This is a genomic window from Enterovibrio gelatinilyticus (assembly GCF_028683095.1).
GTDB lineage: Bacteria > Pseudomonadota > Gammaproteobacteria > Enterobacterales > Vibrionaceae > Enterovibrio > Enterovibrio gelatinilyticus.
Genome location: NZ_JAJUBC010000004.1, coordinates 36211 through 52037, shown reverse-complemented (window position 1 = coordinate 52037; position 15827 = coordinate 36211). Strand labels below are relative to the sequence as shown.

11 protein-coding genes are annotated in these 15827 nt (G+C 47.8%); 8 read left to right on the top strand and 3 right to left on the bottom strand.

Going from position 1 to position 15827, the window contains the following annotated elements:
* Positions 1-38: 38 nt before the first annotated feature.
* A complete protein-coding gene (smrB, locus tag LRP50_RS04625; RefSeq protein WP_274163327.1) occupies positions 39-569 on the bottom strand; it encodes an endonuclease SmrB in 531 nt (176 codons plus the stop codon).
* A gap of 132 nt (positions 570-701) precedes the next feature.
* On the opposite strand from smrB, the gene prmB reads away from it, so the two are divergent.
* Together prmB and aroC are read left to right on the top strand one after the other, a co-directional pair.
* Entirely contained in the window at positions 702-1634 is a 933-nt protein-coding gene (prmB, locus tag LRP50_RS04620; protein ID WP_274163326.1) for a 50S ribosomal protein L3 N(5)-glutamine methyltransferase, read from the top strand.
* Between the two features lie 277 nt (positions 1635-1911).
* Positions 1912-2997 carry a chorismate synthase gene (aroC, locus tag LRP50_RS04615; protein WP_274163325.1) on the top strand — a complete coding sequence of 362 codons (1086 nt, stop codon included), beginning with the start codon at positions 1912-1914 and terminating at the stop codon, positions 2995-2997.
* A 115-nt stretch (positions 2998-3112) separates the two neighbouring features.
* Here the strand turns inward: aroC and LRP50_RS04610 are convergent, their stop codons facing one another.
* A complete protein-coding gene (locus tag LRP50_RS04610; protein WP_274163324.1) occupies positions 3113-3772 on the bottom strand; it encodes a trimeric intracellular cation channel family protein in 660 nt (219 codons plus the stop codon).
* A gap of 243 nt (positions 3773-4015) precedes the next feature.
* Between LRP50_RS04610 and LRP50_RS04605 the strand changes: the two genes are divergently transcribed.
* Both LRP50_RS04605 and LRP50_RS04600 read left to right on the top strand, forming a co-directional pair.
* On the top strand, positions 4016-4543 hold the full coding sequence (locus LRP50_RS04605) for an elongation factor P hydroxylase (RefSeq protein WP_274163323.1): 528 nt from the start codon (positions 4016-4018) through the stop codon (positions 4541-4543).
* Positions 4544-4565: 22 nt separating this feature from the next.
* On the top strand, positions 4566-4841 hold the full coding sequence (locus tag LRP50_RS04600) for a YfcL family protein (RefSeq protein ID WP_274163322.1): 276 nt from the start codon (positions 4566-4568) through the stop codon (positions 4839-4841).
* 86 nt (positions 4842-4927) lie between these two features.
* On the opposite strand, the gene mnmC is transcribed toward LRP50_RS04600, so the two are convergent.
* Entirely contained in the window at positions 4928-6946 is a 2019-nt protein-coding gene (gene mnmC, locus LRP50_RS04595) for a bifunctional tRNA (5-methylaminomethyl-2-thiouridine)(34)-methyltransferase MnmC2/FAD-dependent 5-carboxymethylaminomethyl-2-thiouridine(34) oxidoreductase MnmC1 (RefSeq protein WP_274163321.1), read from the bottom strand.
* 195 nt (positions 6947-7141) lie between these two features.
* Here mnmC and fabB point away from each other — a divergent pair, with 195 nt between their 5' ends.
* From fabB to LRP50_RS04575, 4 genes are all read left to right on the top strand, one after another.
* Positions 7142-8353 carry a beta-ketoacyl-ACP synthase I gene (gene fabB, locus LRP50_RS04590; RefSeq protein ID WP_274163320.1) on the top strand — a complete coding sequence of 404 codons (1212 nt, stop codon included), beginning with the start codon at positions 7142-7144 and terminating at the stop codon, positions 8351-8353.
* A gap of 215 nt (positions 8354-8568) precedes the next feature.
* Complete coding sequence (locus LRP50_RS04585; protein WP_274163319.1) at positions 8569-9708, top strand: 4-phosphoerythronate dehydrogenase; 1140 nt, start codon at positions 8569-8571, stop codon at positions 9706-9708.
* A gap of 2 nt (positions 9709-9710) precedes the next feature.
* The gene (locus LRP50_RS04580) at positions 9711-10736 is read left to right on the top strand and encodes an aspartate-semialdehyde dehydrogenase (protein ID WP_274163318.1); all 1026 of its coding nucleotides are present in this window, start codon (positions 9711-9713) and stop codon (positions 10734-10736) included.
* A gap of 180 nt (positions 10737-10916) precedes the next feature.
* Entirely contained in the window at positions 10917-15494 is a 4578-nt protein-coding gene (locus tag LRP50_RS04575; protein WP_274163317.1) for a FimV/HubP family polar landmark protein, read from the top strand.
* The last annotated feature ends 333 nt before the right edge of the window (positions 15495-15827 follow it).

The following is a 15827-nucleotide window of genomic DNA, read 5'->3' as shown; positions in this document are numbered from 1 at the left end:
ACTATTATACCCAGCATCTTCGGGTTGCATGGGAGTAGCTACTTTTCTGGTATTTCGATAAGCACTAACAGAGAGCCCGCGCCGCCAAATTCCAGCGGAGCTTGGTGAAAAGCGAGTACGTCTGGGTGCTGCGCAAGCCACAGTGGGGTTTTCTGCTTCAATATATGCTTGCCAATACCATGCATGACGCAAGCACAGCTTACATTCTCTTTGATGCATTCTGCGATTAAGGCGCCCAATTCACGCTTGGCTTCCATTTGCGTCATACCGTGAAGGTCCAGAAACATATCTGGCACATAAACGCCCCGACGCAAGCGCTTCACTTCATACTTGGACACACCCGTACGCGCATATTGCGTTGGGCCGTCTTCTTTCAGCAAGGGTTCAAACTCATCTGAAAAATAGAAAGCGTGGTCTCGTGCGGTCGATTCAGTCCGCTTTTTTCTCGTTTGTTCCACTGTCTGGCGTCTTGGCGGGTTTATGGTATCCTGCTGCAGTTTTTTAACGCCTTTCACCGCATCGCGGAACAATGAAAAATCATCGTCTGAGATCGGGGTTTTCTTACTCATAAGTCAATTCCAAATGCCGATAGGCGCATTGTACCCAAAATAGATGCAATGTCTCGTTGTCGAATTTGGAATTGCCCAACTATTAGCGATGATTGCGATGCGTTGGAGTGAATCAGGCTAGTGGAGGCCATTTTGGATAAAATTATTGTTGATGAAGTTGTCAACGAACTACGTACGCTACAGGACATGCTACGTTGGACGGTAAGCCGCTTTAATGCAGCCGGCTTGTTTTACGGTCACGGAACGGATAACGCATGGGATGAAGCAGTACAGTTGGTGTTGCCAACCTTGTATTTGCCTTTAGATGTGCCGGCAGATACACGTCACTCCCGCCTGACGACCAGTGAGCGTCATCGTATTGTTGAGCGTGTTATTCGCCGTATTAACGATCGTACGCCAGTGTCTTACTTGACGAACAAAGCGTATTTTTGTGGTTTAGAATTCTTTGTTGATGAACGCGTGCTGGTGCCACGTTCACCGATTGGTGAGCTGATCCAAAATCGCTTTAGCCCAATGCTGGATGTTGAGCCAACACGAATCATGGATTTGTGCACGGGTAGCGGTTGCATAGGTATTGCTTGTGCTTACGCCTTCCCTGATGCAGAAGTTGATTTGGTCGACATTTCGACGGATGCACTCGCCGTGGCTGAAATGAATGTTCAAGATCATGGTATGGAGCAGCAAGTGTTCCCAATCCGCTCGGATTTGTTCCGTGATCTTCCTCAGGACAAATATGACCTGATTGTCTCTAACCCACCGTATGTGGATGAAGAGGATATGGACAGCCTGCCAGAGGAGTTCCGTCATGAGCCTGAACTCGGGTTAGCGGCAGGTTCTGATGGCTTGAAACTGATGCGCCGCATCATTGCCAATGCACCTAATTACTTGACTGAGCAGGGCGTGTTGATCTGTGAAGTGGGTAATTCCATGGTGCACGTGGACGAGCAGTACCCAGAGCTTCCACTGACTTGGCTTGAATTTGAAAACGGCGGTCACGGCGTGTTCATGATGACTTACCAAGATCTGATGAGTGTTGCTGACGAGTTTTCTATCTACAAAGATTAATCACTCAAAGTGACACTAATGAGCATTTTAAAAGGCTGAAAACATCTGTTTCAGCCTTTTTTTGTTCTCACATTGTATGTTTTTTGTGTTTATTGAAGTGAAGGCGGGTATAGCGCATGTTGACCGTCTCGTGGATAAAAAGCTTTTGCTTCTCACGCTTGGTTATGTTTCATTAACAAGCATGCAGTTATGCCTTCGTACCAGTCGGATTAAGTAAGCGGTCATAAACTTTTCGATTGGTATATTAAAGGCAGCCAGAAAAAAGACAGAGGAAGTAATGGCAGGCAATTCTATTGGTCAGGTTTTTCGAGTCACCACCTTCGGTGAAAGTCATGGATTGGCACTAGGGTGTATCGTTGATGGTTGCCCTCCGGGTCTCGAAATTTCTGAAACAGATCTCCAAGTTGATTTGGACCGTCGTCGTCCAGGCACATCAAAGTACACCACACAGCGTCGTGAAGCGGATGAAGTAAAGTTTTTGTCAGGCGTATTCGAAGGCAAAACGACAGGCACATCTATCGGATTACTGATTGAAAACACCGATCAGCGCTCGCAAGATTATTCTAAAATTTCAGACCGTTTCCGCCCAGGTCATGCTGATTATACTTATCATCAAAAATACGGTCACAGAGATTATCGTGGCGGTGGTCGTTCTTCTGCACGTGAAACTGCCATGCGGGTTGCCGCAGGCGCAATTGCTAAGAAATACCTTAAGCAAGAATACGGCATTGAAGTGCGTTGTTACTTGTCTCAAATGGGCGATGTGAAAATTGACCAAGTTGATTGGGATCAAGTCGAGCAAAATCCTTTCTTCTGCCCAGACATTAACAAGCTGGAAGCGCTGGATGAATTGATCCGCCAACTGAAAAAAGAAGGCGACTCTATTGGCGCTAAGCTCACTGTTGTGGCAAGCAATGTTCCAGTTGGTTTGGGTGAACCTGTTTTTGATCGCCTTGATGCTGACATTGCTTACGCGCTGATGGGTATTAATGCGGTGAAAGGCGTAGAAGTGGGCGATGGCTTTGATGTTATCAACCAACGTGGTAGCCAGCACCGTGATGAACTGACGCCAGAGGGTTTTAAAACCAACCATGCGGGTGGTGTTCTTGGTGGTATTTCATCAGGGCAGGACATTGTGGCCCATATGGCCCTGAAGCCGACATCAAGCATTACTGTTCCGGGTGAAACCATTAACGTTGACGGTGAAACTGTGGATGTGGTGACTCGTGGTCGTCATGACCCATGCGTTGGTATTCGTGCGGTACCTATCGCTGAAGCCATGGTCGCTATCGTGTTGATGGACCACTTGCTAAGACACCGTGCTCAAAATTCAGGTGTGACGACAACAACGCCGAAGATTTAAGTGAAAGATCCTAGGGCCTAGGAAAAGAAGGCCCTAGAAACAGCAAAAGCCAAGACCAGAGAAAAGGGCTGACGGTTTAGCACCACCAGCCCTTCTTTTTTGTTCTTTGCCCTTCCTAGGACCTAGGTCCTTCTTTTCCCAGGAGGTTTTGTTCTTCCGATTCAAAACTAAACACCGGCAAACGCCAACCAAATTTCACCGCGCACATGCGGAAGGTGAACCCTAGAATAAGCGTGGACAGTGTCGCGTAATTTTCGTTAACACCAAATTGCTCACCATAGGTCAACAGCGCCCAATACATCCAACCTGAGAAAAAGGCGATGGAGGCGTATAACTCTTTGTGTAACACCATAGGCTGACGACGGCACAGCAAATCACGCAGTAAGCCGCCAAATACACCTGTGACTACCGCAGAAACCACCGCGATGAGAGGCGACAAGCCCATATCGATACCCACGCGACAGCCAATGATGCTAAACGCAATCAAGCCCAGCGAATCTAGCCAGACAAACAACTTGTGATTGCGCGCAACCCAAGAAGCCATCCATGTCGTGACGATACCCGCAACGCAAACAATGATTAGGTAATGTGGATTGGCCACCCAACCTAACGGGTAATGCCCAAGTAAAATATCACGGACCGTGCCACCGCCAATGGCGGTGCAACTCGCTACGAGCATCACGCCAAACCAATCCATATTTCGTTTACCAGCAGCAAGTGCGCCAGTCATGGCTTCGGCAGTAATGCCAATAATGTACAAAGTAGACAACAACATTATTATTCAGTCGGTTGCATTCAAGAAGGAAGATGGGCGGGATTTTATATGTGATATAAGTCACCTTCCAATGAAAAGCGATGAGGCTAGGCATGAATCAGATTCATGCTTAATGGGGGTAAAACCCGTTGAAATAGGGGAATATAGGGTGATTTGACAATTATCACGGCGACAACGGGAGTTGGGCTAGGTAAAATGCCGCCTGTTTGATTTTAGCTGTAACTAGACATTTACATATTACGCATGCATCACGATTACAACGACCTAATTTCTGTGTTCAATCAGAGTTTTATTGAATCATTTAACACTGAGCTTTTGCTTGGTGGAGATGAACCTATTTATTTCCCAGCGGATGAGAGCCATTCAACGCATCGGATTATTTTTGCTCGTGGCTTTTTTGCCTCGGCGTTACATGAAGTGGCTCACTGGTGTATTGCAGGCCCTGAGCGTCGATTGCTCGAAGACTATGGCTACTGGTATCATCCAGATGGACGTGACGAGCAGACACAGGCCGCTTTTGAACAAGTAGAAGTGAAACCACAAGCGGTTGAATGGATTCTTTCTGCCAGCTGCGGTTTTCGTTTTCAAGTAAGCTGTGACAACCTCAGCGGTGTAGAGCCTGATCGCGAAGCGTTTACGGCAAAAGTGCGTGACCAAGTGCTGGCGTATCTTGAGCAAGGTATGCCTGAGCGTGCAAAAAGCTACTCAGATGCACTCGTTGCTTTTTATGATCGTCCACCACTGACAGTTGCTGATTTCACACATCATTAATACGTTTGGTATGAGAGAGAACATGATCCAAGACTACGAAGAAAAGATCCTTGATTTGATTGATGCCATGGTAGAAACAGCATCAGATGACGAGTTGTTTGCCAGCGGCTATTTGCGTGGACATATTTCATTGGCAGCAGCAGATTGCGAACAAGATGGGATCGATTGTATCGATATGTTAAAGCAGCGTGTGGATGGCAGTTTAAAAGATAACGCCAATGAACTCACCCCTGCGGATCAAGTGCTGGTGGCTAACCTTTGGTCTAACCTGCAAACTCAAGCGAGTTCGGTGGCTTAATCTATACTCCCAGATTGTGTGCTTCTAAAATTTAATAAAAAGGCGCTGAAATCAGCGCCTTTTTGCGTTTTCACGTGTGCGCGTTTTTATAGCGCTTTGCCTTTGAGCAATTTTCTTACCCACATACGGCCCGGATGTAGTGCATCAAGGACATCTGTTGGCAAAGGCAATGGATGACCACAAAGCTGTGAGGCCATCAATTCACCGAGAAGCGGTGCAGACGTTAATCCTCTAGAACCTAATGCCAGTATGCTAAATAGATTCGGATAAACGGGTACATCTGCTGCGCTCTCTTTGGTGTCCCGAAGATTGCTGTAACACTCGGCCAATTGTGCGTAATCGCAAACATCGCCGACGTAAGGCAGGTGGTCTCGACTGGCACAACGAACACCGACGCGCCCAGCGCCATGATCGGTATTGATGTCTTCAGGCCATGAGGATGGCACGCAGTTGATCAAACGCTGCTTGTTATCAACTTGGTCGTCCATGCGAAAATCTAAAGACTCGTCATTTCGGCTGTAACTGGCGCCAATACAATGCGTATCGTTCTTTTCGTTAACAGGAGTGAGGTAGCCGTCATAACAAAGCACTGTCTTGAGCTTTTTGAGTTCAGGAGTGGTATTGATATGGCTAACTTGACCACGCACCGAGTAAGCAGGGATCGCAACAGTTTGTTCGAACTGTGAAAAGCGATGTCCGTTGGTAATCACCACAGTGTTGTGGCAAAACTCGTGACCATTTTCAGCAAGCATTACCCATTGCTCGTTTTCACGCTTCAAGCTGCTGATGTTCGTGTTGTAATGGCACGTCAGCAAGCCTGATGCCTGCGCTTGTTTAATCAGGCCTTGAGTGAGTTGTTGCGGGCACAGCCATCCTCCAAGTGGATAGCTAACGCCGCCGTGGCCGGTTTCAATGTTTGCGATGGCGGCAGTTTCTTCTGCGGTTAAAGCGCATATCACATCGTCAGGGAAGCCGCCTTTGAGCATTTTTGCGAGTTTGTCTGCACTCTTTTCATCCCAGCCGAGTTGTGTGACGCCACACCAATCGTGATCGAAGTGAATAGTTTCAGCTGCTTGCTCGACAAATTGACGAGAGTACAAAAACGCGGGAGCAAAGAAGCGAGATAGCACATCATCGCTGCCATTGAGCAGAGGATAAACTGCGCCTTGACGATTTCCTGATGCGCCGTGCCCTGGCTCATCATGCTCACAATATAGAGTGACGGATTTTCCACGGCGAACCAGTGAAACTGCCAATGTCGCACTGGCAACGCCACCACCAATAATCGCAATATCCAGCGTGTTCTTGTCACTCGTCATTGGCGCATTGCGTTTGTACCAAGGTGCTTGTTGCTTTGACTGCTCTCGTTGATTGATGTGCCCGACAATCATGTCGCGCTTTGTACCAAACCCTTTGGTTTTCTTCATCTCGAAGCCAGCATCAATCAGGCCGCGACGCACAAAACCAGCAGCGGTAAATGTCGCAACTGTGCAGGATTCACGGGCAAGGCGGGCCATGCCATCAAACAAGGTTTGGCTCCACATTTCAGGGTTTTTACTTGGAGCAAAGCCATCGAGGAACCAACAGTCGACGATCCCGTCATCAGATGTCCACACTTGCGGCATACAATCTTTGATGTCACCAAACCAGAGATCGAGTGTCACCATGCCATCAGCAAGGACGAGACGGTGGCAACCTGATACGGCGGCGGGATAGTGTTTTCGCAATGTTTTTGCGTAATTGGCAAGTTCGGGCCAAGCCGCATGCGCTTTTTCAAGATCACTTTGGGTTACAGGAAATTTCTCAAAGCTGATAAAGTGCAGCTGTTGGGTTGTAGCATCAGGGTTTTGATCGCGAAAAGCGTCAAACTCTTGCCAAACCGCAAGAAAATTTAAACCTGTACCAAAGCCCGTCTCTGCAATAACAAAGCGATCTCGCTCGAATTGTTGCCAGCGTGCTGGAAGATGATTTTGATGTAAGAAGACATAACGTGTTTCTTCTAAGCCATTTGCATTAGAAAAGTACACGTCATCGAAATTATCAGACACAGGCGTGCCAGCGTCATTCCAGTGAATTTGGGCATGTTCAATACGGGGTTGGGTCACAGGCCTTACCTTAATTAAAACTCTGTTTGCACTCAGGTCGCGGATTCTATCGCCAATCCTTCCGAATATACAGATTCGCGGAGCTGGCTATGCGAGAATGAAATTTCAGCTTACACGCGTACTCTAGGAAAGCTGACCACTTTAGATGAGCAAAACCGCTATCATCGGTGCGAACTCGAATTGTAGGAACAAAAAATGAAACGAGCCGTAATTACAGGTATGGGAATTGTTTCCAGCATCGGTAACAACGTTAAAGAAGTGCTGGAGTCATTGAAAGCGGGTAAATCAGGGATTAGTTTTTCCCAACAGTTCGCAGACATGAAACTACGCAGTAACGTTTGGGGTGACCTAAAACTCAAACCTGTCGATCATATTGATCGCAAGAAATTTCGTTTTATGGGTGATGCCGCAGGCTTCGCTTATCTGTCAATGGAACAAGCCATTGAAGATGCTGGCTTAACAGAAGACATGGTTTCCAATGACCGTACGGGTCTGGTTGCTGGTTCTGGTGGCGCATCATCAATTAACCAAGTTCTGGCAACAGACACACTACGCGAAAAAGGCGTAAAGCGTGTTGGTCCTTACATGGTGCCTCGTACTATGTCTTCGACCGTGTCAGCGTGCTTGGCAACGCCGTTTAAAATTCGTGGTGTTAACTACACCATGAGCTCAGCGTGTGCGACGTCTGCACACTGTATTGGCCACGCAGTTGAATTGATTCAACTGGGTAAGCAAGACGTTGTGTTTGCAGGTGGCGGTGAAGAGCTAGATTGGTCTCTAACCATGATGTTTGACGCCATGGGCGCATTGTCGACCAAGTACAATGATGATCCTTCAAAAGCGTCTCGTACCTATGATGCAGACCGTGATGGATTTGTTATCTCTGGCGGCGGCGGCATGGTCGTTATTGAAGAGCTTGAGCATGCGTTAGCGCGTGGCGCGAAAATCTACGGTGAAGTGGTTGGCTACGGCGCAACCTCTGATGGCTACGACATGGTTGCTCCTTCTGGTGAAGGCGCTATCCGTTGTATGAAAATGGCAATGCAAGATGTGGACAGCATTGACTACATCAATACGCATGGTACTTCAACGCCAGTGGGTGATGTGAAAGAACTGGGCGCGATTCAAGAAGTGTTCGGTCATAACAGCCCAGCGATTTCTGCAACCAAAGCGATGACGGGTCACGCATTGGGTGCGGCAGGTGTACACGAAGCCATCTATTCAACACTGATGTTGGATAACAACTTTGTCGCACCGAGCATTAACATTAATAACTTAGATGCTGCGGCAGAAGGTCTAGATATTGTCACTGAAATGCGTGAGCAGGAACTGAAGACAGTCATGTCGAACAGCTTCGGCTTCGGCGGCACAAACGCCACTTTGGTTATTAAGAAATACGAAGCTTAAGAGGCGTTACTGCCACTTTAAATTTTCAAATTATTTGAAAATTTTCCGGGAAGTTGGCTTCTCGCCTACAACAGACGCAGGTATTGACCGTTGAGAGCCGGTCTCTATCTTTCAGATCCTGGATTTTGCCCGGCCATTGGTCGGGTTTTTTCGTTTTCAGCCGTCTCAAAAAACGTCACAATACGGACATGTTGCTTGGAGCAAGAGAAGAACACGTGAATATTCTGATTGACGAAAATATGCCCTATGCGGCAGAACTGTTTAGCAAACTTGGAACAGTAACTGCAAAAGCGGGTAGAACACTCACAGCGGAAGACTTGGTTGATATTGATGCGTTGATGATACGTTCAGTAACCAAAGTTGACGAGGCACTATTGGAAAAAGCCAATTGCCTGCGCTTTGTTGGTACCGCAACTGCGGGTACTGACCACGTAGATGCGAACCTTCTTGCTGAGCGAGGGATCTATTTCACTGCTGCTCCTGGCTGTAACAAAGTGGGGGTGGCTGAATATGTGATCAGTGCGCTTTTGGTCCTTAGTCAGCAGCAAGATTTCACGCTAACCGATCGTAAAGTTGGCATCGTTGGAGCGGGGCAAGTGGGCAGTTACTTGTCGAATTGTCTGGCTGCGCTCAATGTTCCTTATCTTTTATGCGATCCGTTAAAAGAAGCGGAAGGTGATGAGCGTGAGTTCCACTCGCTGGACACTCTGATCGCAGAATGTGATGTGCTCACCATGCACACACCTATCACCCGTTCGGGTGAATACCCGACGCACCACCTGATCGGTGAAAAAGCGTTGGCTGCACTCAAACCGAATAGCATATTGATCAACGCAGCGCGTGGTCCAGTGGTGGACAATGCTGCCTTAAAAGCGGCATTGAAAGCAGACAAACTGACGGCTGCGCTAGATGTGTTCGAGTTCGAACCTGAAGTGGATCTTGAGCTTCTTCCACTATTAGCCTTTGCAACCCCTCATGTGGCAGGGTACGGCTTAGAGGGTAAAGCGCGTGGCACAACCATGATCTATAACGCCTACTGCGAGTTTCTTGGCAATGCAGAGGAAAGTGTCGATGCGTCGTCTTTATTGCCTATCGCGCCAATTCCTCATGTGTCACTGAGTCAGTCTTGGGATGCATCAGATTTGATGGCGTTGTGTCAGCTTATCTATGATATTCGCCGTGATGACAGCGAGTTTCGCCGTGCAATGGCAGATGCCAGTGAGCAACGTTCAAGCTTTGACCGCTTGCGAAAGAATTACTGGGACAGACGCGAGTACAGTGCGATTACAGTAGCGGGCAAGGCCGAGTTTGGGTTAGAGTCGCTCGCTAAATTAGGTTTTACCGTAGAGGAATAAACATGACACAAGAATTTGATGTTGCATACGACGTCGCTGTATTAGGTGCAACAGGCGCTGTAGGTCGTACCATTATTGAGGTGTTGGAAGAGCGTAAATTCCCTGTGCGCAAACTTTACTTGCTAGCAAGCGAGCGCAGCGCCGGTGAAACCATTCGCTTCAATGGTAAAAGCCATCTGGTACGTAACGTAGAAGATTTCGACTGGAGCCAGGTACAAATCGCGATGTTCTCAGCGGGCGCGGAACTGTCAGACCGTTATGCGCCAATGGCCGCGGATGAAGGTGTTGTCGTTATCGATAACACGTCGCGCTTCCGTTACGAGTACGATGTGCCATTGGTTGTACCAGAAGTTAACCCAGAAGCTATCGCTGACTTCCGTAATCGCAACATTATCGCGAATCCTAATTGTTCGACGATTCAAATGCTGGTGGCGTTGAAGCCGATTTATGATGCTGCAGGCATCGAACGCATCAACGTAGCGACATACCAATCGGTATCAGGTTCTGGCAAAAAAGGTGTGGATGAGTTGGCGGGCCAAACGGTGAAACTGCTGAACAGCCAAGAAGCAGAGCCGAGTCTCTACAAAAAGCAGATCGCTTTTAACTGCCTGCCTCACATCGACGAGTTTATGGACAACGGCTACACCAAAGAAGAAATGAAAATGGTGTGGGAAACCCAGAAAATTTTGGGTGATGATACCGTTGCAGTGAACCCAACCTGTGTGCGCGTCCCTGTGTTTTATGGTCACGCAGAAGCCGTTCACATTGAATGCCAACAGCCACTTGATGCGACCGAAGCGATGGATCTACTTTCACGTAGCGAAGGTATTGAAGTGTTTGCCAATGAAGATTACCCAACGCAAGTGAAAGACGCGACAGGTAAAGACCATGTGATGGTAGGCCGTGTCCGCAACGACATTTCTCATCCAAATGGCCTGAACATGTGGATTGTTGCAGACAACGTTCGTAAAGGCGCAGCCACCAATTCTGTGCAAATTGCAGAAGTCCTGATCCGCGACTACCTGTAATCCTCAAACAATCACGAATTGTTTAGCAGTAAAATGCTACTTAAACGACCGGTACCAGTGATCTGGTGCCGGTTGTTTGATCACAAAACACAGTTTTATCTTCTCACACTACAGTTTTCAGCCAGCCTTCCGATATAGTTAGGGAAATAACCATTTAGGCTATTATTCTGCCATAGGGGAATGCGGGCAGTGTCTGACGCAGATTTTTATAACACCATGAAGCAAACGCTTTTTTCATCACAAGCAAGCCGTCGATTTGGCAAACTACTTGCTGTCTCAACGTTGCTGCTGAGCCTTGCCGCCACGTTTTCTGTGCATTCGGCCATTCGAATTCTTGGTCCTGTCGATGAATCGCCAGCGCCCAGCACTGTCACGCCTTTATCTCAAGCCAATCAGACGGCTTCGACGGCTAACCGTCGACAATCTGTTGGGCCAACGCGCGACAACGATACCCTGTGGTCTATCGCCAAACGTAATCAACCGAATACCGCTGTTTCTGTCTATCAAACAGTTGGCGCGATTTTTCGCTTAAATCCCAATGCCTTTGAAGATCAAAACATTCACGGATTGATTCCCGGAAGTACGTTGCTTATGCCAACGTTGACGGAAATTCGTCGTGAAAGCACGGATGATGTCGCCCAGCGCCTGCAAATTGACCAAAGACGTAAAGATGCGCAGCGTGGCATCAATCGTCAGCCATTGAGCCAGCAGGCCGCTGCGACAGCACAGCAACCTGCTCAACCTGAAATGACGGCCTCTTCAGAAAAAGCCAAACCCGTCAAAGCGCCTGAGAAGATGACCAAGCCGGATGTGCCTAAAAAGCCAGAAATGGCGGACATGGATGCATCATCGAAGTCAGACATGGCAATGGAAGATGGGGATGGCATGGGCGCCGATATGACGCCGCCTAAGCCGAATATGGGCTCGGTGCAAGATCAGATTGATGAATCTGATTTGCAAATGGGTAAGCTCGTTGAAAGTAACCACATCTTGAAGATTCGTTTGGCGGAAGTGCAGAACGAGTTGTCTGTTTTAAAAGAGCAAATGACGGGCGATGAAGCGCTCACGGAAGAAATTAAATCCTTCCTAGAAGCGCAGAAAATGCGTCAGGCTCAAATGGAAATGAAAGAGCCATCTTTCATTGAATCGCTGATGGCGAGCCCATTGATGCTTGCCACTGTCGCAATTATTCCAGCCTTGTTAGTGATAGGTACTGCTGCGTTCATCATTATGCGCCGCCGTAAGAAAGATGACGATATCGAAGAGCCAGAAGGGCTCGACGGCGAAGAGCCTGATCTACCCGTCATCATGGTGCCCGATGTTGAAGGGGATGATGATGAATTGGTATTGGAAGATGATGAGCTTGAAGTCACAGACGACACCGATGCCGATGATCTGTTTGGCGATGAGGGTATTTTTGATTCTGAATTGGACGACATTAACTTGTCAGACAGCTTGGAGTTATCAGATGAACCGACTGAGTCTGGATTAGATATTGACGGCGATTCTGACTTTGGCACTGATACCGATCTGGATGCCATGTTAGATGATGACTTCAGCGCAAGCACAGAGCTGAATGTTGAAGCTAGCACTGACGGCGCTATCGGCTTGGAAGACATGGAACGCGCATTGGATGAAATGGCGTCTCAACCTGAAGAGTCGGAACTGAGCCCTGATGAAGCACTTGCCGCTATGTGGGAGCAGTCCCTTAGTGGTGGTGATGATGCCGACGTTGATGATATTGATGCATTACTGAATGCCACGCAAAGCGCTGATGATGAGCCAGCTGCAAATGAGCCTGCTGCAAATGAGCAGTCGGCGGCGGATGATGCCATAGCAGAGGCAGAAGCGGCATTCGCAGCGGCGGCAGCGGAAGATGATGACGCTGACATCACCAACGAAGCCTTGTTTGACAAAGTGTTGGATGACGAGCCAGAAGTAGATTTGTCGCAAGATATCAACTTATCCGACGATGATCTCGATGACATCCTGAATCAGGCTCAAGCGGAAGAGAAACCCAACGAAAACCCTGAAGATGACTCTCTAGAGGAAGACTCTCTAGAAGAAGACTCTCTAGAAGAAGACAGTACCGCCTTGCTCGACGAGTTCTTGGATGAAGCCGTCAATGTTGACGATATCGATAACATTCTCAGTGAGACTGGCAGCGACAATGATGTTCAACTTGATGGCACAGATGCACTTCTTGATGAGCTTCTTGACGATGACGCGTTGGATGAGGATGGAAATCCGATCGAGCCGCAAGAAGCCGATGATACTGATTTGTTATCAATTGATGCAGACATAGACACCGATGACATTTCAGACACCGACGCATTGCTGGATGAATTTGTTGGTGATGACGAAGACCTGCTAGATGAAACTGCATTACTAGACGAAGCCATTGATGATGACGATCTGCTTGAGGATCTCGTTGGTGAGCCAAGCGACGATGAGAATGTCGATCTGGGTGATACAGACGTATTACTGGACGAACTTGTTGCTGACGATGATGACATTGAAGACGAAAGTGCGTTATTGGAAGAAGCTTCTGATGATGACTTACTCGGCGATGAGCTTATTTCTCTCGATGATGATCTCGCTCTTGATGATGAGGAGATTCAAGCAACAGACGATGCTGACTCAGCAGTTATCGATGAAAATGTACTGCAACCTTCGATCGAAGAAGAGGCCCTCGAAGAATTAGCGGAAAACGATGTTGAAGACGCAGTTGATGGCGTAAACGCCGATGCTGAAGACATTGAGCAAGCCCAAGAGAGCGAATCTGACGCAGAAGCTTCTGAGTCAGACATGGACCTGCTTGATAGCCTACTGGATGACGGTGAATCAGCGACGGACATTGAAGCCGTGCCAGCGTTTGATGCATCACTCGATAGCTTAGAAGCGCTAGATGCTGAAGAAAAAGAGATACCAGAGGCAACACAGAGCGACATTGACCTGCTAGATAGCCTATTAGGCCAAGACGATGAAGCGTCAGCAAGCTCTGAACTGGATGCGGCAGAACCGACAGAAATATCTTCGTCTGACGAACAGCCTCTGACCGGGGACGACAATCTCGCTGGTGATGCTGATGAGTCAGTGGAAGAAGAGCCCGTCGTGTCTTCTGAAGACGAGGCCGATCTTGACGATGCATTCGCTGCTATTGAGTCCATGCCAGATGAGTTGAATGAAGCACCGACTCAGGACGATGCTGAAACGTCATTTGAAGAACTTGAAACAGAAGATATCGTCACAGAACCGTTCGCTGGTGGCGATACTGGCGTTGAGGGACTCGAACAACAAGAAGCTGAAACAGAAGAAGCTGAAGCAGAACAAGAAGCTGAAGGCAAAGAGGTTGAAGCTCAAGAAGTCGAAGCTCAAGAAATCAATGCTCAAGAAATCAAAGCGGAACATCTCGAAGAGCAGTTAACAGCAGAGCATGTTCAGGATGACGCTTCTGAAGAAACGTCTGAAGAAGCAGCGTTTGAAGAAGATGCACCGTTAGATCTGTCATCTCTTCCAGAATACGACGAGGAAGCAGCGCTAGCAGACAGTGATTTTGAAGAGATAGAACCTGGTGAGCCAGTTGAAGCTGGTAAAGAAGATTCATCGTTTGATCTGAGCGATCTGCCTGAGTATACCGAGGAAGATGCCGCGGTCGATTTTGACACACCTTCTGCTATTGAGCCTGAAAGCGTTGCAGACACCGAGTTAGAAGAGTCAGCGATAGAAGCAGCTGAGAAAGAAGAACCTGAGCCAAAAGAAACGGCGGGACAGCAAGTTGATACATCTGAGCTTGACGAAGAAGCTGAAGAGTCGACTTTCACAGCAACAGAAAACAACACGTTAGCGTTTCCTCCCGTAGACCCTATCAGTCTTGATGATTTGGGTGAGTTTGATGAAGATGATGCATTAGGTGCAGCACTTGACGAACAACGCGAGTTAGACGAAGCGGTACCAGAAAGTGAGCGCAGCCATTTCTCGCAGGCGTCTGCAGCAGTATCTCAAGCGCCATATCGCGCGACGGAACTGAACGATATTGCAGAATTGGAAGACGATGCGCATCAAGTGGCTGGGCTCAATATGGAAGCCTTACTTTCCGAGCCTCTTGATGATGATCAAATGGGCTTGGGTGACTTCCAAACCATGACGGCAGAAACTGCTGAAGCGGACGAAGCTAACGATGTGTTGACTTCATTGGACGCAGCGGATGATGTTGAAGACCAAGACGAATCCTTCCATCTTGATGATGAGTTGGAGGAGTCTGACGATCTTGATATTCCCGATGACGAGAGTGGTATTTGGCATGCAGAGCAAACGCCAGAACCAGAACTTGAAAGTGAAGATTGGTCTCAACAACCTGAAATTCTCGGTGATGAAATCAAATCTATGGATTTGGAAGCCGATCTCGAAGGGTTGCTAGAAGATGCTGAGAGTGAATTGGTTGAAGCTACCTCTACGGGGGATGGTTTCATCAGCATTGACGAATTGATGAAAGATGATGGCGTACCGCAAGCAGACCCTGATTCAGTGACGATGGATCTCGATGTTGGTTTAGAAGACTTCCCTGATGTGTTGAGTGATATTCAGCCTGTGGATGTCGACAGCAATGGTGAGGCCGCAACCAACATGGATTTGGCGAAAGCGTATCTGGAAATGAATGATATCGATGGTGCAATTCAATTGCTTGAGCAAGTCATGCAAGGTGATGATTCAACGCTAAAAGAAGAAGCGCGAGTGATGATCGAAAAGCTCCACTAATCATTAAATGGTCGAACACATAAAATTAAATAGAACGGCAGGGGATACCTTGCCGTTTTTTATATCCATATACCCCATAAGCCATCTGAAGAATACCTATGTCACCTGAAGATGCTCGCCGAATCCTGCATATTGAGATTGCTTGGGTATATACTCATCGCTGCATTTTACGATGAGACAGGTATAATGCGCGGCTTCATATCGTCGAATGACCACTTTTTGTAGAGCACGGTGCAGCAGGACCTAGGTCTAGTAAGGTATAGATAGCGCTGGGTTCAGCGTTGACTCACTCAAGAGCGACGCCTTTAAGCATGACTATGTCGTTCGAAGATA

Coding starts and splice junctions, on each gene's coding strand:
- LRP50_RS04600 (WP_274163322.1), top strand. CDS start 4,566: ATGATCCAAGACTACGAAGAAAAGATCCTTGATTTGATTGATGCCATG.
- smrB (WP_274163327.1), bottom strand. CDS start 569: ATGAGTAAGAAAACCCCGATCTCAGACGATGATTTTTCATTGTTCCGC.
- LRP50_RS04580 (WP_274163318.1), top strand. CDS start 9,711: ATGACACAAGAATTTGATGTTGCATACGACGTCGCTGTATTAGGTGCA.
- LRP50_RS04605 (WP_274163323.1), top strand. CDS start 4,016: ATGCATCACGATTACAACGACCTAATTTCTGTGTTCAATCAGAGTTTT.
- LRP50_RS04610 (WP_274163324.1), bottom strand. CDS start 3,772: ATGTTGTTGTCTACTTTGTACATTATTGGCATTACTGCCGAAGCCATG.
- LRP50_RS04575 (WP_274163317.1), top strand. CDS start 10,917: ATGCGGGCAGTGTCTGACGCAGATTTTTATAACACCATGAAGCAAACG.
- aroC (WP_274163325.1), top strand. CDS start 1,912: ATGGCAGGCAATTCTATTGGTCAGGTTTTTCGAGTCACCACCTTCGGT.
- fabB (WP_274163320.1), top strand. CDS start 7,142: ATGAAACGAGCCGTAATTACAGGTATGGGAATTGTTTCCAGCATCGGT.